Source organism: Chromobacterium vaccinii, assembly GCF_000971335.1.
In the GTDB taxonomy this organism is placed as follows: domain Bacteria; phylum Pseudomonadota; class Gammaproteobacteria; order Burkholderiales; family Chromobacteriaceae; genus Chromobacterium; species Chromobacterium vaccinii.
Map to the genome: position 1 here is coordinate 83,736 of NZ_JZJL01000001.1, position 17,700 is coordinate 101,435.

The following is a 17,700-nucleotide window of genomic DNA, read 5'->3' on the forward strand; positions in this document are numbered from 1 at the left end:
CGGACGCCCGCCTGATGCGGCTGCATAACCGGGTGCAGCTGGCATTGGCGCTGCTGCTGCTGGCCGGCCTATGCAGCCCGCTGCTCAGCCACGCCCCCAACCGCCTGCTCAGCGGCCAGGGCTTGCGCCTTCCGGCGCTGCCCGGCGCCTTCTGGCTGATCGTTCCGGCGCTGCCTTTGCTGCTGTCGCCGTGGCTGCGCCCGTCGCGCCGGCTGCGCGGCCTGCTGGCCTTGTGCGCCGTCCTGCTGGCCAACGGGCTGTTGCTGCTGGCCGGCGTCGAGGCCGCGCGGCTGGGAGGGGGCGATTCCGACTCGCTGGCCCGCACCGCCTTCGGCGCCGGTTTCTGGCTGCTGCAGCTGGCCGCCTGCCTGCAACTGGCCGAATCGCTGCGCGGCCTGGCCCTGAGTCCGCCCGCCCGCGCGCTCATAGCGTGCGCCGGCTGCCTGCCGGCCTTGGCGCTGCTGGCAGCCGGCCGATTGGACGCGCTGGCGCTGCTGCGCGAATACCATAACGATCCCGACGCGTTCAGCCAGGCGCTGCTGCGCCATCTGCAACTAGTGAGCCTGTCTGTGCTGCCGGCCGCGCTGCTGGGCGCGGCGCTGGGGCTGGCCGCCTTCCGCCGGCCGCGCGCCGAAGCCTGGCTGTTCCCGATCTTGAACACCTTGCAGACCACCCCCTCGCTGGCCTTGTTCGCTCTGCTGATCGCGCCGCTGGCCTGGCTGGGACGGCTGTGGCCGCAATCGGGCATCGCCGGCGTCGGCCTGGCGCCGGCCGTGACCGCGCTGACGCTGTACTCGCTGCTGCCGATGACCCACGGCACGCTGGCCGCGCTGCGCCAGGTGCCGGCCGCCGTCCGCGACAGCGCGCGCGGCATCGGCATGTCGCCGTGGCAGATCTTCCGCCGGGTGGAACTGCCGCTGGCGCTGCCGGTGTTCATCGCCGGCCTGCGCGTCACCACGGTGCAGGCGGTGGGTCTGGCCGCGGTGGCGGCGCTGATCGGCGCCGGCGGCTTCGGGGCCATCCTGTTCCAGGGCCTGTCGGCCAGCGCGCCGGACCAGGTGCTGCTGGGCGTGCTGCCCATCGTGCTGCTCACCCTGTGCTGCGACGCCGTCTTCAAACTACTGGCCTCCCGGCTGGAGCCCGTGCCCCGATGATTGAAATCGCCAACGTCAACAAAGCCTTCCACGGCGCGCCCGCGGTGGCCGACCTGTCGTTGACCGTCGCCGAAGGCGAATTCGCGGTGTTGGTGGGCACCTCCGGCTCCGGCAAGTCCACCATGCTGAAAATGCTGAACCGGCTGCTGGAGCCGGACAGCGGCGAGATCCGCATCGCCGGCCGCGACATCCACGCCCAGCCGCCGGAACTGCTGCGCCGCCATATCGGCTACGCGATCCAGTCCGTCGGCCTGTTCCCGCACTGGACCGTCGAGCAGAACATCGCCGCGGTGCCGCAACTGCTGAAATGGCCGCGCCCGCGAATACAGGCCCGGGTGGACGAGCTGCTGGCGCTGCTCAGGCTGCCCGCCGACTTCCGCCGCCGCTACCCGCACCAATTGTCCGGCGGCCAGCAGCAGCGCGTCGGCGTGGCCCGGGCGCTGGCGGCCGATCCCGACCTGCTGCTGATGGACGAGCCCTTCGGCGCGCTGGACCCGGTGACCCGCGCCAACCTGCAGCAGGAGCTGGCCCGCATCCACCGCCTGTCCGGCAAGACCATCATCCTGGTCACCCACGACATCGACGAGGCGCTGTTGCTGGGCCAGCGCATCGCGGTGATGGACCAGGGCCGCATCCAGCAGCAGGGCAGCCCGCGCGACATCCTGCTGAATCCGGCCAACGGCTTCGTCCGCGGCTTCTTCCAGCCGGACGAGGCCGGCGTGCGGCTGCTGGGGCTGTTGCGCGTGGCCGATCGGCTGCGCCCGGGCGAGCGCGCCGCCGGCGCCGCCCTGCGCGCCGACGCCACGCTGCGCGAAGCGCTGTCCGCCTTCATCGTGCAGGGCGCGGCGGCGCTGCCGGTGATCGACGCCGCGGGAGCGGAAGTGGGCGCGCTGCGTTTCGAAGACCTGCTGGGCTCGTCGGCATGAGGCGGCGCGCGGGGCTGATCGCCGGCGCGCTGGCCCTGGCCGCGCTGCTGCTGGGCCTGCCGCGCAGCGCGCCATTGTTTCACTACTGGTTTCCCGAGCTGGACCGTCCGCTGTATCTGCAGGACGACTTCGGCGAGCTGCTGCTGGCGCATCTGGCCATCGTCGCGCTGTCCGGCGGCGCGGCGGCCCTGCTGGGGATAAGCGCCGCGCTGTGGACCTGCCGGCCTGCCGGACGCGATTTCCGCCCGCTGTTGGAAACGCTGCTGTCCATCGCCCAATCGTTTCCGCCGGTGGCGGTGCTGGCGCTGACGGTCCCGCTGATCGGCTTCGGCGCCGCGCCGGCGCTGGTCGCGCTGGCGCTGTACAGCCTGCTGCCGATCACCCACGCCGCGCTGGCCGGCCTGGCATCGGTGCCGGAAGACGCGCGCGAGACCGCCCGCGGCATCGGCATGAGCGCGCGCCAGATGCTGTGGCGGGTGGAGCTGCCCTTGGCCGCGCCGGTGATCGTGGCCGGCGTGCGCACCGCGATGGTGATCAATATCGGCACCGCCGCGCTGGCCTCCACCGTCGGCGCGCGCACGCTGGGGCTGCCCATCATCGTCGGCCTGTCCGGCTTCAACACCGCCTACGTGATCCAGGGCGCGCTGCCGGTGGCGCTGCTGGCGATCGTCGTCGATCAGGCGTTTCAGTGGTTGGGGGAATGGCTGACGCCGCAGCGCCAGGCGTAAACTGCGCTCCCTGACCGCGCTGCGCTGCGCTGTGGATAAAAGACGTCGAACGGCCTGGCTGTGGATAAATTTTCAGTCCCTGGCGAACAGCGCTTCCGCCTCGGCAAAGCCATAGCTGTGCGCACTCATCGCCGGCCACTCGCCCTGCATCGCCTCATCGGCCATGCGCCGAACCAGACCCATCACCGCCAGCATCGGCCCCACGCCCAGGCTAACGCGCCGCACGCCGGCGTCGAACCAGGCGTCCGCCCCGGCCACATCCGGCAACGCCATCAAGTTCAGCGGACCATGCAAACGTTGCGCCAGCCATGCAGCCTCCGCGACATCGCTTAGTCCTGGCACAAACACCATGTCGGCCCCGGCAGCCAAATAAGCGTTGCCGCGCGCCAGCGTCTCCTCCAGCCGCCGCTCCGACGTCAAGCCAAGATCGAGCAGATAGGTGTCGATGCGGGCGTTGATCCACAGTGGCGCGTCCATCTGACCGGCGGCCTGCCTGGCCGCGGCCAGACGCTCACACTGCGCCGCCGTTTCAAACAGCGGTTGCGGCAGCCGCCCGTGGCCGTTGTCCTCCAGGTTGACGCCGACCGCGCCGGCCTCGATCGCGCCTTTCACCGTCAACGCCACATCCTCCGGCGCCAGGCCATAGCCCGCCTCGATATCGGCGCTGACCGGCACCGCCACGCTGGCCGCGATACGGGCGATCTCGCCCAGCATCGCCTCGCGGCCTATGCGCTGGGCGTCGCCCAGGCCGCGGGCATAGGCGATGCCTCCGCTAGTGGTGGCGATAGCCGCATGGCCGGCTGCCTCGAACAGCCGGGCGCTGGCAGCGTCCCAGGCGTTGGGCAGCATCAGCCGGCCCTGCAGGTTCAATTGGCGGAAGCGTTCAAAACGGGACAAAGGCGCAATCATGGCGCGTACTCCGGTTGGAAATGGGACGCCATCGTCGCTCGGTAGCCACTCATCGGCTGGCGGTTTTCGGCCATCGACAACATCCCGGGGTCAATGTCCGAAAACCGCTGGCCGGCGCCGCGCGTTGCCCGCATCATCGCGCGATGGAACTCGATCCCGATCTCTGCCACCGCGCATTGGCCAGCCGCGACGCCCGCTTCGACGGCCGCTTCTTCATCGCCGTGCGCAGCACCGGCATCTACTGCCGCCCGATCTGCCCGGCGCGCACCGCCAAACGCGAGAACATCGCCGTCTACCCCACCGCCGCCGCGGCGCAGGAGGCCGGCTTTCGCCCCTGTCTGCGCTGCCGTCCGGAAGCCGCGCCCGATTCCGGCGCTTGGCGCGGCGTGGCCAACAGCGGGCACTCGCACACCGTGGCGCGCGCGTTGGCGCTGATCGAGCAGGGCGCGTTGGACGATGGCGGCATGGCAGGGCTGGTGGACAAATTGGGCGTGGGCGAACGCCAGTTGCGGCGGCTGTTCGCCGAACACGTCGGCGCCTCGCCGCTGACGGTGGCGCAAACGCGACGGGTGCTGTTGGCGAAGCAATTGATCCACGAAACGCGGCTGCCGCTGACCGACATCGCCTTCGCCGCCGGCTTCGGCAGCGTGCGCCGCTTCAACGAAGTATTCCAGCAGCTATACCGCCGCGCCCCGGGCGAGCTGCGCCGCGATGCATCCGCTTGTCAAAACGCGCCTGGGGAAGTCAGCCTGCTGCTGCGCTATCGGCCGCCTTACGATTGGCCGGACATGCTGGCGCAACTGGCGGCTCATGTAGTCCCGGGGCTTGAAGCTATCCAAGGAGATGTCTATGCCCGAGTCTTTTGCTGGCGCGGCGTCGCTGGCACGCTGAGCGTCACGCCGACGCGACACCCAGCGCTGCTTGTGACGGTACGAACCCGCCAATGGCAAGCGCTAGGGGACATTCTGGCCCGCCTGCGCGCCATGCTGGACCTCGCCGCCGACCCAGACTGCATCGAGCGTCATCTAGCGCAAGATCCGATGCTTGCAGAGCGTGTCGCCGCTCGCCCCGGCTTGCGACTGCTCGGCGCCTGGAGCGTAGCGGAGAGTGTGTGGAAACACGAAACCGCGCCCAGCGATCGCGCCAGCTGGCTGAACCGGCACGGATGCCCATTGCCATCCGCTGATCCTGCCTTCCCTTCCCTCAGTCATGCTTTCCCACCGAGCCCAAACGCAGAAAACGACATGCCCCGAGCAGCCGAACCTGATGAGTGCAATCCCATGCCTGTTCCAGCGCATATGGATGCTTGGCGTCCATGGCGGGCTTACGCCCAGCACTATCTGGATTGAGACAAAAAGGCGATCAGGTGCGTGGCCGCTCGCCGAACACTTTCGGATACTCACGCCGATACCAGTCCACAGCCTGCTCATGATCCAGCGCAGCAAGGCCGCGCCGAGCAAGGTCAGCCCAATCGCGCCAGCCGCCTGAGTGCATAAGGCCGACACTCCGTACAAGTCCAACCGGTAATCGGCGGGCATGGCCAACGAGCGGTGTGCGCCGCCGCCCAGGTTCATCGCCGCGTTGCAAAAGCCGCATCAGCCCATTCATAAGGCAGGGATGCCTACAGGAGCCGGGCCAGTCCACAGCGCTGCGCGCCTGAAAGCAAGAAACCACCGGGGCGGTGGTTTTGGTGGCAGTTTGCGCGGCTGAAGCGACAATGCATTTCCAGGCAGAGCTGTGGATAAAAATCGTAGGATCACGTCCTTGTGGATAAAACTAAGCCAGAATAAGCATTGGCTACGCTGACAAACAAAGGCAAGACGGTGAGCGGGACAACTGGCTCCAAAACCCCACCATGCTTTATTTCATATGCTGCTTCATAACTTGCCGCAGCCTATTGAAATCAAAAGGCTTTTCTAGCCGCTCAACAAACCAGACAGCTCTTGAGTCGGCATATTCTTCAGGGTAAGCCGTCATTGCAATGATGGGCGCAGCCTTGTTGTTTCTGCTTTTCTTGGCAAACTCCGCAACGTCATACCCGCTTTCCTTACCCAGCTGCATATCCACCAAGATGATGCTGAAGGCTTTTTCCTGAAGATATCGGCAGGCCTCTTTCACTGTGCTTGCCACAACAACGGGATGCCCATTCATCGTCAAACAATCGGCGAAAGGCGTGCTTATATTTTCATCATCCTCAACCAGCAGAATGCAATCCGTCCTCTCACTCCCGCCCTCTTGGATATTCACCGGCAGCCTGACAACGAATTCCGCCCCCTGCCCCTCTTCGCTTGTCAGTTCGATCTCTCCACCCAGCAGACTCACCAGTTCCTTGACTATCGCTAGACCCAAACCGCTGCTGCCCGGCCGACGCAGCTTGCCTTGGCAGAAGGGCTGGAAAATCCGGCTTTGAAATTCAATGGGAATGCCAATGCCTGTGTCGCGGACCCTTATCTGCAGAATCCCCTGATCATCTTCGCAGTCGATGCGGGCCATGACGGCGATCTCGCCATGGTCAGTATAGCGGATCGCATTCGCGATCAAATTGCCAACGATTTGCCGCAATCGATTGCCATCCAACCTGACTTTTTCAGGCAGGCCAGACACTGAAACTTCCAGTTTCAGTCCCTTGTTTTCCAATTGGACCCGATGCGCCTCAATCGCTTCGTGCAAGACGGTCTCGACATTCACATCTTCCGGGTGCAAGCGGAACTGCATATTGTTGATTGCCGAGATATCCATGATGTCTCGAACCTGGGTCAACAAATGCGTCATGCTGCTCTTCAAGCGCATCAGCGTCGCATGCATTTTACCTGCGGGAGGCACTTCGAATTCGATCAACTCTACGCAGACTTGCATTGTTTGTAGCGGAGAGCGTATCTCATGGCTGATCGTAGCCAGAAAGGTGGTTCTGTCCAGCTCGGCGGAAACCGTTGCCTTATGCGCCGCCCGCTCTTTCTCCAATAAAGCCTGCCGGGCCGCCACGTCGCGGCGCGCCGCGTAATAACGATACAAGAGAATCAGGACAATGATGCCGACCCCAGCCCATAGGGCAAACCACAGCGCGGAGGCAAGCCTTTGACTACGGGCCAAATCCTTATCCACTTCAGATACCCGGGACTGAACGGCAAACTCGGAGAGAAAGGGACGAATTTCGTCGATCTGATCAATGTAATTCTGCGCGGACGAGCGGTTGACCAAAGCAATATTTTCATCGTGGAAAAACTTCTGCAGCAACTCAGAAACGCCATGAAATCCTTCAACCGAGCTCAATAAGCCATGCACGCTGGAGGGGGTGACAAAGTCGAGGAATCGACTTTTCGCCACCGCCAGCCTAAGGTTGGCCTGATCGATGGTCAGCTCGCCCGCCTTCAGACGAACCAGCTCCGCGCGCGAGCGCTCCAACTCGATTTGTAGCTGGGCAACCGTCCAGTACAAATCCTCGTTCTTCCCCTCAAACTTTTTAGTGACGACATGCCGTTCAATGGCAATATAAATGCTCGCAGCGGCGACAAAAAAAACCAGTATGAATACCGGGGGAATGCTCTTGACAGTCATCCATGCTTTATTTCTCACCGCACCCTCACGCGCTCAGGCATCCACCTTGCAATGGATCAATAGACTACAATGCGATCAACTTGCCAAACCAGCTTGGCATCCAGCTGCGGCCCCTTCGCGGCGCTAGGCATATCGGCAATAGGATACATGATCCACAGCGGCCCCCGCTCTTTCACTTCCAGCTGTTTTTTATTCATGGACCGGGCCAGAATGACATTATATTTATCAAATTCCCGCCTATCGATTGAGTACGCGTAGTCATTCAATGCCTGAAATTTAACCTTCGATCCCGTTGCGCCAACTTTCGCCAAGATATCTCGCATCAGCGGGCCGGAAAAAGTTGAAACCGGCGTCCAGCTGGTTTTCGTCACGATGTCGTGCTGCTTTAGCGCCTGAAAATCTTTGACCCTGAAAGCGTATGCTGTCTTGTCTTTATTTGTAAATACTCCAATCTTCCCGGAAACGGTTAAAATAACGGGATTGCTCTCCGCCCAACCATTGCCACTCAGCAGCAACAGGCTGAGCAATCCCCATAAGATTCTCTTCATCACCACTCCCTCTCATTTCCAAGCCCATCCGCTAGCACAAACTCCAGTACCGGCAATTCAAAACACAGGACGCACTCGGAAATAACTAACAAAGATTAGTTAAACCAAAACAACAATGTCATTCTCAATGACAAACTATATCTTATTTTGCCGCATAAAATATATGGTCAAGGCTATTACCAATGCCGCCGTCTCCGATCCGGGCATGGCGCGCAGCGCATCGGGATGATCAGCGATGCCCCGTTTGCATCCATGCCCCGCAAACCCCGCGCCATGAACGCGAAGCCCGAAAATAAAAGCCCCGCTGAAGCGGGGCTTTTCGCAATTCCGGCGCATGCCGGAGAGACAAGAAGGGCCGGACTACTTGCCGATGCAGAAGCGCGAGAAGATCACGCCCAGCAGATCGTCGGCGCTGAACTCGCCGGTGATCTCGGACAGCGCGTTCTGCGCCATCCGCAGCTCTTCGGCGAAGATTTCCACCTGCTCCCAGTCTGCTTCCGCCAGTTCCAGGTGATCGGCCGCGCGGGCGATGGCGTCCAGGTGGCGTTGACGCGCCAGGAACACGCCTTCGTCGGCGCCGCTGTAGCCTATCATTTCCAGCAGCTTGGCCTTGAGAACGTCCACGCCATCCAGCGTGCGGGCGGACAGGCGCACCAGCGGGTGGCCGTCCTGCACGGTCAGGCCGGCGGCCTCGCCGGACAGGTCCACCTTGTTGAAGACCTGCACCCGCGGCAGCGCCGGCGGCAGCCGCTCCAGGATCGCCTGCACTTCGGCGGTCAGGCCCTCGCGGCTGTCCACCAGCAGCAACGCCAGATCGGCGCGCTCCACCGCCTGCCAGGTGCGCTCGATGCCTATCTTCTCCACCACGTCGTCGGTATCGCGCAGGCCGGCGGTGTCGATCACGTGCACCGGCACGCCGTCGATGACGATCTCCTCGCGCACCGTGTCGCGGGTGGTGCCCGCGATATCGGTGACGATGGCGATGTCGTCGCCGGCCAGCGCGTTCATCAGGCTGGACTTGCCGACATTGGGCTGGCCCACCAGCACCACGTGCATCCCCTCGCGCAGGATGGCGCCCTGCTTGGCGGTGGCCTGCACGCCTACCAGGTGCCCGCGCAGGCGGCGCAGGCGGCCGATGGCGTCGGCTTGCTTCAGGAAGTCGATCTCCTCTTCCGGAAAGTCCAGCGTCGCCTCCACCAGCATGCGCAGGTTGATCAGCTCGTCCACCAGGCCGTGCACCTCGCGCGAGAACGCGCCCTTCAGCGATTTCAGCGCGCTCTTGGCCGCCGTCTCGCTGCTGGCGTCGATCAAATCGGCCACGCTCTCGGCCTGGGCCAGGTCCAGCTTGTCGTTGAGGAAGGCCCGCTTGGTGAATTCGCCCGGCTCGGCCAGTCGCGCGCCCAGCTCCACGCAGCGCGCCAGCAGCATCTTCAGCACCACCGGCCCGCCGTGGCCTTGCAGCTCGATCACGTCTTCGCCGGTGAAGCTGTTGGGGCCGGGGAAGAACAGCAGCAGGCCGTTGTCCAGCGCCTGGCCGTGGCCGTCGAAGAAGTCGGTGTAGGTGGCGTAACGCGGCTTGGGCGTCTTGCCATTGGTGATGGCCTGCGCGAACGGCAGCAGGTCCTTGCCGGAGACGCGGATCACGCCGACGCCGCCGCGTCCCGGAGCGGTGGCGACGGCGCAGATGGTGGCGGGGGTGTAGCTGAGGTTCATCGGCATTCCTTCGATGCTTGGCCGCGGACGGCGGGCTGGTACACGGGCGGACATCGGGCACAAGAGCCGGCATCGCCCCTCTCCCCCGAGGGGAGAGGGAGGCAGGCCGCCTTGCGCTCATGCTCCGCACCGGCTTCATGCCCGCGGCGAATTCATTTAGAGCGGCTAACAGAGCACCTGAGCCAAGGCGCGCCGACGCAGACAGTACACATGGTACGGCAAGGAGGCGCAACGCAGGATCAGGGGCTCTGTTAGCTGCTCCTGTTCAATTATCCAGCAAAAAACCCGGCCAGTGGCCGGGTTCTATCAGCAATTCTGACGGGGCGCTCAGGATTGCAGCGCGGCCTTGTTGCTCTTTTCGATCTGCTTGTTGATGAACCATTGCTGGGTCATCGACAGCACGTTGTTGACCACGTAGTACAGCACCAGGCCGGCCGGGAAGAAGAAGAACAGCGCGGAGAAGGCCAGCGGCATGATCTTCATCATCTTCGCCTGCATCGGGTCGGCCGGCGGCGGGTTCAGGAAAGTCTGCAGGAACATGGTGCCGGCCATGATCACCGGCAGGATGTAGTACGGGTCCGGGCGGGCCAAGTCGGTGTACCACAGAATCCACGGCGCGCCGCGCAGTTCCACGGAAGCCAGCAGCGCCCAGTACAGGCCGATGAACACCGGGATCTGGATCAGCATGGGCAGGCAGCCGCCCAGCGGATTGACCTTCTCGGTCTTGTACATCTCCATCACCGCCTGCTGGAACTTCATGCGGTCGTCGCCATGCTGCGCCTTCAGGCGCTCCAGACGCGGCGCCAGGGCCTTCATCTTGGCCATCGAGCGGTAGGACGCGGCGGTCAGCGGGTAGAACACCGCCTTCACGGTCAGCGTCAGCAGCACGATCGCCCAGCCCCAGTTGCTCACCAGCGCGTGCAGCTTCACCAGCAGCCAGAACAGCGGCGAGGCGAAGATGTAGAAGATGCCGAAGTCCTTGGCGTACTCCATGCCGTCGGCCAGCTTGGAGATGATGCTGTACTCTTCCGGACCGGCGAACAGCGGCACGGACACGCTCAGGCTCTTGCCCGGCGCGACGGTGGCGTAGTCCACCAGCGCGGCGGCGGAGTTCAGGCCGGCGGTTTCCTTCAGCTCGAAGCGGCAGGAACGCTCGTCCTTGCAGACCGAGGCGCCGTCCAGCGGCTTCAGGATCCAGGCGGACATGAAGTAGTGCTGCACCATCGCCACCCAGCCGTCGGTAGTGGTCTTGGCGTAGTCGCCCTTGCCCTTGGCCAGATCGTCGAAACTCACCTTCTGGAACTTGTGCTCCGAGGTGTACACGGCCGGACCGGTGTAGGTGTGAGCCATGCGGCCTTCGCCTTCCGGCGCCTGGCTGTCGCGCAGCAGGCGGTAGTAGGCGGTGGGGGCCAGCGGCGCGGCGCCGCCGTTCACGATGTCGTAACGAACGCCGATTTCGTAGCTGTTCTTGCTGAAGGTGTAAACCTTGCTCACCTTGACGCCGTTGGCGTCCGGCGCGGTCAGCTTCACTTCCAGCTTGTCGCCGGTCAGCTCGTAGCTGGGCTTGTCGGCGGTGAACACGGTTTTATGGGTGGGCAGCGCGGGATTGCTGGCCGCCACCAGGCCGGTCTGGGCCACGTAGGTGCGCTTGGCGTCGTCCTCGAACAGCTGGAACGGCTGGTTGTGGTCTTCTGCCGCGCCGTGCTTCAGAAGCTTCAGCGAGCGCAGGTCGCCGCCCACGGTATCGATCTCCGCCTCGACCAGATCGGTCTTGACGTGGATGCGCTGACCACGGGTCAGCTTGTTGGCGTCGGCCGGCTGCGCCACATTATTGGCGGCGCCGGTCGTGGCCTGGGTCTTGGCCGCTTGCTGCTGCGGGGTGTGCTTGGGCATGAAATATTCATTCCACCCAAACAAGATGCCCACGGACAGTAGAACAAAGATTATCAGTCGCTTGGAGTCCATCTTCTCGATACCGGAAAGTTCAGGGAACCGGGTCATAGCCGCTGCCGCCCCAGGGGTGGCAGCGGCAGATGCGCCTGGCGGCCAGACAGCCGCCCTTGAGCGCGCCGTGTTTCCTCACCGCCTCGATCGCGTAGCCGGAACAGGTGGGCTGGAAGCGGCAACGCGGCGCCAACCACGGGCTGATAGCCAGCTGGTAGAAACGGATCAGGAGGATGAGGATGCGCGACATCGTGCCAGTTTAGCAAACAAGGCCTGCAAAGCCGTTACAGCTTCGGCGCGCTGTTCTCGGGTAAACGCCGTCTTGGCGCGCACCACGTAGTCCACGCCGTCCAGGCCTTGCTGGTTCAGGCGGAACCACTCGCGCACGCAGCGCTTGATATAGTTGCGGCGTACCGCCCGCTTGGCGACCTTCTTGCCGACCACCAGGCCCACACGGGCGTGGTCCAGGCCGTTGGGACGGGCGAACACCTGGAAGAACGCATTGCTGCGCTGTTGCCGCAAACTAAAAACGGATGAGAACTCATCCGTTTTTAACAGCCGGTGCGCACGGCGAAAGCGGTAAGCCGACAAGGGCTTAGACGGCCAGCTTCTTGCGGCCCTTGGCGCGGCGAGCGGCGATGACGGCGCGGCCGCCACGGGTCTTCATGCGGACCAGGAAGCCGTGAGTGCGTTTGCGACGGGTATTGGAAGGCTGGTAAGTACGTTTCATGATATGGGTTTCCTGTTTCGAAACGGAAATAAACGCGTGATTTGACTAGATATTCGCCGCTTTGTCAACGAGGAATTTTCTCCACCCCTGTGGATAACTTTGCAAAAAACCGTTAGAATGTCTAGGTTTACCGTTGCCGATCGGCTGCACAACAAATGAACGCACTCCGGGGCTCTCCAGCCCGCCGCGTTCGAAACACCGCAGCCCGCCGGCCGCTCCCATGCCGAACATTCCGTCGTTCGCGCGCGCGAAACGCGCGCCGCGTGCGGCATTTCCCGCTGTTGCAAGCCATGCGCCGGCAGCGGGTTTTTCGCTTTCACTTGGTATGTAATGACTGAACTGGATCAATTCTGGCCTGCGTGCCTAGCCCGCCTGGAGGCCGAACTGTCTTCGCAACAGTTCAACACCTGGATCAAGCCGCTGACCGCCGAAGCCGGCGACGAAGGCATTGCGCTGTTCGCACCGAACCGCTTCATCATGCAGTTCATCAAAGACCGCTTCCTGCCGCGCATCGAGGAACTGGCCGTTGAACTGGTGGGCGAGCTGCCGGTGGAGCTGCGCCTGGGCGCGCCCAGCTCGCGCCCCGCCGCCCCGGTAGCCAGCAGCAGCCAGCCCAGGGCCAAGGAGCCGGCCAAGACCGCGGCCAGCGCCCCGGCCGCGCCGTCGCCCGCCAAGCAGGCGGCGGTGAAGGCCATTGGCGGCAGCCATGAAAGCACGCGCCTGAATCCGTCCTTCACCTTCGACACGCTGGTGACCGGCAAGGGCAACCAGCTGGCGCGCGCCGCGGCGATGCAGATCGCCGAAAATCCGGGCGACCAGGCCTATAACCCGCTGTTCGTCTACGGCGGCGTGGGCCTGGGCAAGACTCACTTGATCCAGGCGATCGGCAACCACGTGTTCCAGAAGAACCCGCAGGCCAAGATCCGCTACATCCACGCCGAACGCTACGTGGCCGACATCATGCGCGCCTACCAGCACAAGGCCTTTGATGAATTCAAGCGCTACTACCACTCGCTGGACCTGTTGCTGATTGACGACATCCAGTTCTTCGCCGGCAAGAACCGCACCCAGGAAGAATTCTTCTACGCCTTCAACGCGCTGATCGAGGGCGGCAAGCAGGTGATCATGACCTGTGACAGCTACCCCAAGCAGATAGAAGGCATGGAAGAGCGGCTGATCTCGCGCTTCTCCTGGGGCCTGACGGTGGAAATCCAGCCGCCGGAGCTGGAGATGCGCGTGGCCATTCTGATGAAGAAGGCCGAGGCCGACAGCATCAAGCTGGAGCACAACGTGGCGTTCTTCATCGCCCAGAACGTGCGCTCCAACGTCCGTGAGCTGGAAGGCGCGCTCAAGCGCGTGGTGGCCTACGCCCGCTTCACCAACCAGAACATCACGCTGGAGCTGGTGAAGGAAGCGCTGAAGGACATCCTGGCCGCCGGCAACCGCCAGGTGACGGTGGACGCCATCCAGAAGACGGTGGCCGAGTACTACAAGATCAAGCTGTCCGACATGCACAGCAAGAAGCGTTCGCGCGACATCGCCCGCCCGCGCCAAGTGGCGATGGCGCTGGCCAAGGAGCTGACCCAGCTGTCCTTGCCCAATATCGGCGACGCCTTCGGCGGCCGCGACCACACCACCGTGCTGCACGCCTGCAAGACAATCAACGAGATGCGCGCCAACGACGCCGACATCGCCCACGATTACGAAGCGCTGCTGGCCATGCTGCGCAATTAAAACCATGATCCGACTCTTCACCATTCATTGGGAGCCCGCCACATGCTGATCCTGCAAGCCGAACGCGATGCCCTGCTCAAGCCCTTGCTGGCAGTCACCGGCATTGTCGAGCGTCGTCACACGCTGCCCATCCTATCCAACGTCCTGATCGAGAAAAAGGGCGGACAGGTAGGCTTTTTGGCCACCGACCTGGAAATCCAGATCACCACCGCCAGCAGCGACGAGCTGCCGGGCGAGGATTTCCGCCTCACCACCTCGGCCAAGAAGCTGCAGGACATCCTGCGCGCCATCCCCGGCAACGCCACCGTCACGCTGGAACAGCTGGACGGCGGCCGCCTGGTGCTGAAGGCCGGCAAGAGCCGCTTCAACCTGCAAACCCTGCCGGCGGAAGACTTTCCGCTGCTGTCCGTGGGCAGCGCCGGCGAATCCAGCTTCTCGCTGTCCCAGCGCGAGCTGAAGCGCCTGATCTCCCAGGTGCAGTATTCGATGGCGGTGCAGGACATCCGTTATTACCTCAACGGCCTCTTGATGCAGACCGACGGCAACCAGGTGCGCCTGGTGGCCACCGACGGCCACCGCCTGGCCTTCGCCAGCGCCGACGTCACCGCCACCCTGCCCAAGGCCGAGGTGATCCTGCCGCGCAAGACCATCATCGAGCTGTACAAGCTGCTGCAAGACAGCGACGACGAGATCAAGATCGAAGTGCTGGCCAACCAGGTGCGCTTCAGCTTCGGCGCCACCGTGATCATCAGCAAGGTGGTGGACGGCAAGTTCCCCGACTACAACCGCGTGATCCCGCTGGACAACGAAAAGATCTTCCTGATCGAACGCCTGGAATTCCTGCACGCGCTGCAGCGCGCCGCCATTCTGGCCAACGAGAAGTTCCGCGGCGTGCGCCTGGTGCTGGCCCCGGGCAAGATGTCCATCCTGTGCACCAACAGCGAACAGGAAGAAGCCGAGGAAGAACTGGAAATCGCCTTCCAGGGCGGCACCCTGGAAATCGGCTTCAACATCAATTACCTGCTGGACGTGCTGACCAATCTGCCGGCCGACACCCTGCAGCTGGCGTTTGGCGATTCCAACCGCAGCGCGCTGTTCACCATTCCGGACGTCAGCAACTTCAAATACATCGTGATGCCGATGCGCATCTGATGTAGCGACGGAGCGGGCGGCCCAGCCGCCCACCGGGTTAAAGAGCCCCCGCCCCGGGGCGGACGGCTCTCAAGAATGACCGGCGCGGCCCGCCTCACGGCGCAGCCGCCGCCATTTGGAAGGTTTGAGTATGAGCGAACAAGAATACGGCGCGGACAGTATCAAGGTGCTTAAAGGCCTGGATGCGGTGCGCAAGCGCCCCGGCATGTATATTGGCGACACCCAGGACGGCACCGGCTTGCACCACATGGTGTTTGAAGTGCTGGACAACGCCATTGACGAGGCGCTGGCCGGCCATGCCGACACCATCAAGGTCACCATCAATCCGGACAACTCCGTTTCCGTGGAAGACAACGGCCGCGGCATTCCCACCGACATCCACCCGGAAGAAGGGCGGTCGGCGGCGGAAGTGATCATGACCATCCTGCACGCCGGCGGCAAATTCGACAGCAACAGCTACAAGATCTCCGGCGGCCTGCACGGCGTGGGCGTGTCGGTGGTGAACGCGCTGTCCGACTGGCTGAAGCTGAAAATCTGGCGCGACGGCAAGGTGCATGAGATGGAATTCCGCCGCGGCGACGCGGTGGCCCCGCTCACCGTCACCGGCCATACCAGCCACCGCGGCACCGAGGTCACCTTCTTCGCCAGCGTGGAAACCTTCGGCCACATCGAATTCCACTTCGACATCCTGGCCAAGCGCATCCGCGAACTCTCGTTCCTCAACCAGGGCGTGGGCATCCAGCTGATCGACAAGCGCAGCGGCAAGGAAGAAAACTTCGCCTTCTCCGGCGGCGTGGCCGGCTTCGTCGAGTACATGAACCGCAACAAGAACGTGCTGCACCCCAAGACCTTTTACGGCCTGGGCGAGAAAGACGGCATGACGGTGGAAGTGGCGATGCAGTGGAACGACTCTTATCAAGAGAACGTCCAGTGCTTCACCAACAACATCCCCCAGCGGGACGGCGGCGCCCACATGACCGCGCTGCGCCAGGTGATGACCCGCACGCTGAACCAGTTCATCGAAGAAACCGAAGCCGCCAAGAAGGCCAAGGTGGACACCACCGGCGACGACATGCGCGAAGGCCTGACCTGCGTGCTGTCCGTCAAGCTGCCGGACCCCAAGTTCTCCAGCCAGACCAAAGATAAATTGGTTTCCAGCGAAATCGGCCCGGTGGTGAACGAAGTGGTCAGCGAAGCGCTGAAGACTTATCTGCTGGAAAACCCCAACGACGCCAAGATCATCTGCGGCAAGATCGTGGAAGCCGCCCGCGCCCGCGAGGCCGCGCGCAAAGCCCGCGAAATCACCCGCCGCAAGGGCGTGATGGACGGCCTGGGCCTGCCCGGCAAGCTGGCCGACTGTCAGGAAAAAGACCCGTCGCTGTGCGAACTGTACCTGGTGGAGGGCGACTCCGCCGGCGGCTCCGCCAAGCAAGGCCGCGACCGCAAATTCCAGGCCATCCTGCCGCTGAAGGGCAAGATCCTCAACGTGGAGCGCGCCCGCTTCGACAAGATGCTGCAAAGCCAGGAAGTGGCCACTCTGATCACCGCCATGGGCTGCGGCATCGGCAAGGACGAATACAACCCGGACAAGCTGCGCTACCACCGCATCATCATCATGACCGACGCCGACGTGGACGGCGCGCACATCCGCACCCTGCTGCTCACCTTCTTCTACCGCCAGATGACCGAGCTGGTGGAGCGCGGCCACATCTACATCGCCCAGCCGCCGCTGTACAAGGCCAAGCACGGCAAGCAGGAACGCTATCTGAAAGACGACGGCGAACTGAACCAGTACCTGCTGCAACTGGCGCTGGAAAAAGCCGAGCTGATCCCGGCCGAAGGCGAAGCCCCGCTGTCCGGCGAAACCCTGGGCGAAATCGCCCGCCAGTTCCTGCTGGCCCGCGCGGTGATGGAACGCGAAAGCCGCGTCATCGACCCGCTGGTGCTGGAAGCCATGCTCAAAACCGGCCCGCTGTCGCTGGAAAGCCAACAGCAGGCCGACCACACCGTGGCCGAGCTGAACAAGCACCTGTCCGCCGACACCATCGAGCTGCAACTGCTGCGCGATGAAAAGAACGACGGCCACCTGGTGAAGATCATCCGCAAGCTGCACGGCAACGTGCTGGTCACCGTGCTGGACCAGAACTTCCTGGATAGCGGCGACTACGCCGAGCTGAAAAAGACCGGCCACCTGCTGGGCGGCCTGCTACGCGAAGGCGCCCACGTCAAACGCGGCGAAACCGTCAAACCGGTGGCCGAATTTGGCGAGGCGCTGGACTGGCTGCTGGCCGAGGTGAAAAAGGGCATGAACATCCAGCGCTACAAAGGCCTGGGCGAGATGAACCCGGAACAGCTGTGGGAAACCACCATGGACCCGACCGTGCGACGCCTGCTCAAGGTGCGCATCGAAGACGTGATGGGCGCGGACGACGTGTTCACCACCCTGATGGGCGACGAAGTGGAGCCGAGACGTCAGTTCATTGAGGGTAACGCCTTGATTGCGCGGAATATCGACGTGTAAAGGTGTAGGATCCCACCAATATCTAGATTTTTCCCACTTTTCTAGATTTTTGGGATTTTACTCACCGCCTACGCAGTGAGAAGGAT

The 17,700-nt window shown here is 63.4% G+C and carries 15 protein-coding genes; 7 read left to right on the top strand and 8 right to left on the bottom strand.

What is annotated here, in order from left to right; translation table 11 throughout:
* The first annotated feature begins 14 nt into the window (after nucleotides 1-14).
* The 3 genes from VL52_RS00405 to VL52_RS00415 are packed head-to-tail and all read left to right on the top strand — an operon-like array spanning nucleotide 15 to nucleotide 2,808.
* Complete coding sequence (locus tag VL52_RS00405; protein WP_046155220.1) at nucleotides 15-1,154, top strand: ABC transporter permease; 1,140 nt, start codon at nucleotides 15-17, stop codon at nucleotides 1,152-1,154.
* The gene (locus tag VL52_RS00410) at nucleotides 1,151-2,080 is read left to right on the top strand and encodes an ABC transporter ATP-binding protein (RefSeq protein ID WP_046155221.1); all 930 of its coding nucleotides are present in this window, start codon (nucleotides 1,151-1,153) and stop codon (nucleotides 2,078-2,080) included. The genes VL52_RS00405 and VL52_RS00410 overlap by 4 nt, the downstream gene beginning before the upstream one ends.
* Nucleotides 2,077-2,808 carry an ABC transporter permease gene (locus tag VL52_RS00415; RefSeq protein ID WP_046155222.1) on the top strand — a complete coding sequence of 244 codons (732 nt, stop codon included), beginning with the start codon at nucleotides 2,077-2,079 and terminating at the stop codon, nucleotides 2,806-2,808. The genes VL52_RS00410 and VL52_RS00415 overlap by 4 nt, the downstream gene beginning before the upstream one ends.
* A 72-nt stretch (nucleotides 2,809-2,880) precedes the next feature.
* Here the strand turns inward: VL52_RS00415 and VL52_RS00420 are convergent, their stop codons facing one another.
* Nucleotides 2,881-3,717, bottom strand: a complete 837-nt coding sequence (locus VL52_RS00420) for an isocitrate lyase/PEP mutase family protein (RefSeq protein ID WP_046155223.1) — start codon at nucleotides 3,715-3,717, stop codon at nucleotides 2,881-2,883.
* A gap of 143 nt (nucleotides 3,718-3,860) precedes the next feature.
* Here VL52_RS00420 and VL52_RS00425 point away from each other — a divergent pair, with 143 nt between their 5' ends.
* The gene (locus VL52_RS00425; RefSeq protein WP_082113563.1) at nucleotides 3,861-5,066 is read left to right on the top strand and encodes a bifunctional transcriptional activator/DNA repair enzyme AdaA; all 1,206 of its coding nucleotides are present in this window, start codon (nucleotides 3,861-3,863) and stop codon (nucleotides 5,064-5,066) included.
* A 511-nt stretch (nucleotides 5,067-5,577) separates the two neighbouring features.
* On the opposite strand, the gene VL52_RS00430 is transcribed toward VL52_RS00425, so the two are convergent.
* The 7 genes from VL52_RS00430 to rpmH all read right to left on the bottom strand — a co-directional run bounded on the left by VL52_RS00430 (nucleotide 5,578) and on the right by rpmH (nucleotide 12,207).
* Nucleotides 5,578-7,272 carry an ATP-binding response regulator gene (locus VL52_RS00430; RefSeq protein ID WP_046155224.1) on the bottom strand — a complete coding sequence of 565 codons (1,695 nt, stop codon included), beginning with the start codon at nucleotides 7,270-7,272 and terminating at the stop codon, nucleotides 5,578-5,580.
* A 56-nt stretch (nucleotides 7,273-7,328) separates the two neighbouring features.
* Nucleotides 7,329-7,820, bottom strand: a complete 492-nt coding sequence (locus tag VL52_RS00435; RefSeq protein WP_046155225.1) for a putative pterin-binding protein — start codon at nucleotides 7,818-7,820, stop codon at nucleotides 7,329-7,331.
* Nucleotides 7,821-8,180: 360 nt separating this feature from the next.
* Nucleotides 8,181-9,533 carry a tRNA uridine-5-carboxymethylaminomethyl(34) synthesis GTPase MnmE gene (mnmE, locus tag VL52_RS00440; RefSeq protein WP_046155226.1) on the bottom strand — a complete coding sequence of 451 codons (1,353 nt, stop codon included), beginning with the start codon at nucleotides 9,531-9,533 and terminating at the stop codon, nucleotides 8,181-8,183.
* 327 nt (nucleotides 9,534-9,860) lie between these two features.
* The gene (gene yidC, locus VL52_RS00445; RefSeq protein WP_046155227.1) at nucleotides 9,861-11,498 is read right to left on the bottom strand and encodes a membrane protein insertase YidC; all 1,638 of its coding nucleotides are present in this window, start codon (nucleotides 11,496-11,498) and stop codon (nucleotides 9,861-9,863) included.
* Nucleotides 11,499-11,517: 19 nt separating this feature from the next.
* Nucleotides 11,518-11,727: a membrane protein insertion efficiency factor YidD gene (yidD, locus tag VL52_RS00450; protein ID WP_021477548.1), complete on the bottom strand. Its 210-nt coding sequence runs from the start codon at nucleotides 11,725-11,727 to the stop codon at nucleotides 11,518-11,520.
* A complete protein-coding gene (gene rnpA / locus VL52_RS00455; RefSeq protein WP_011137952.1) occupies nucleotides 11,703-12,068 on the bottom strand; it encodes a ribonuclease P protein component in 366 nt (121 codons plus the stop codon). The genes yidD and rnpA overlap by 25 nt, the downstream gene beginning before the upstream one ends.
* 4 nt (nucleotides 12,069-12,072) lie before the next feature.
* On the bottom strand, nucleotides 12,073-12,207 hold the full coding sequence (gene rpmH, locus VL52_RS00460; protein WP_021477546.1) for a 50S ribosomal protein L34: 135 nt from the start codon (nucleotides 12,205-12,207) through the stop codon (nucleotides 12,073-12,075).
* 330 nt (nucleotides 12,208-12,537) lie between these two features.
* Between rpmH and dnaA the strand changes: the two genes are divergently transcribed.
* The 3 genes from dnaA to gyrB all read left to right on the top strand — a co-directional run bounded on the left by dnaA (nucleotide 12,538) and on the right by gyrB (nucleotide 17,614).
* A complete protein-coding gene (dnaA, locus tag VL52_RS00465; RefSeq protein ID WP_046155228.1) occupies nucleotides 12,538-13,941 on the top strand; it encodes a chromosomal replication initiator protein DnaA in 1,404 nt (467 codons plus the stop codon).
* Between the two features lie 42 nt (nucleotides 13,942-13,983).
* Nucleotides 13,984-15,093, top strand: a complete 1,110-nt coding sequence (gene dnaN, locus VL52_RS00470; RefSeq protein ID WP_046155229.1) for a DNA polymerase III subunit beta — start codon at nucleotides 13,984-13,986, stop codon at nucleotides 15,091-15,093.
* A 130-nt stretch (nucleotides 15,094-15,223) separates the two neighbouring features.
* Complete coding sequence (gyrB, locus tag VL52_RS00475) at nucleotides 15,224-17,614, top strand: DNA topoisomerase (ATP-hydrolyzing) subunit B (RefSeq protein WP_046155230.1); 2,391 nt, start codon at nucleotides 15,224-15,226, stop codon at nucleotides 17,612-17,614.
* The last annotated feature ends 86 nt before the right edge of the window (nucleotides 17,615-17,700 follow it).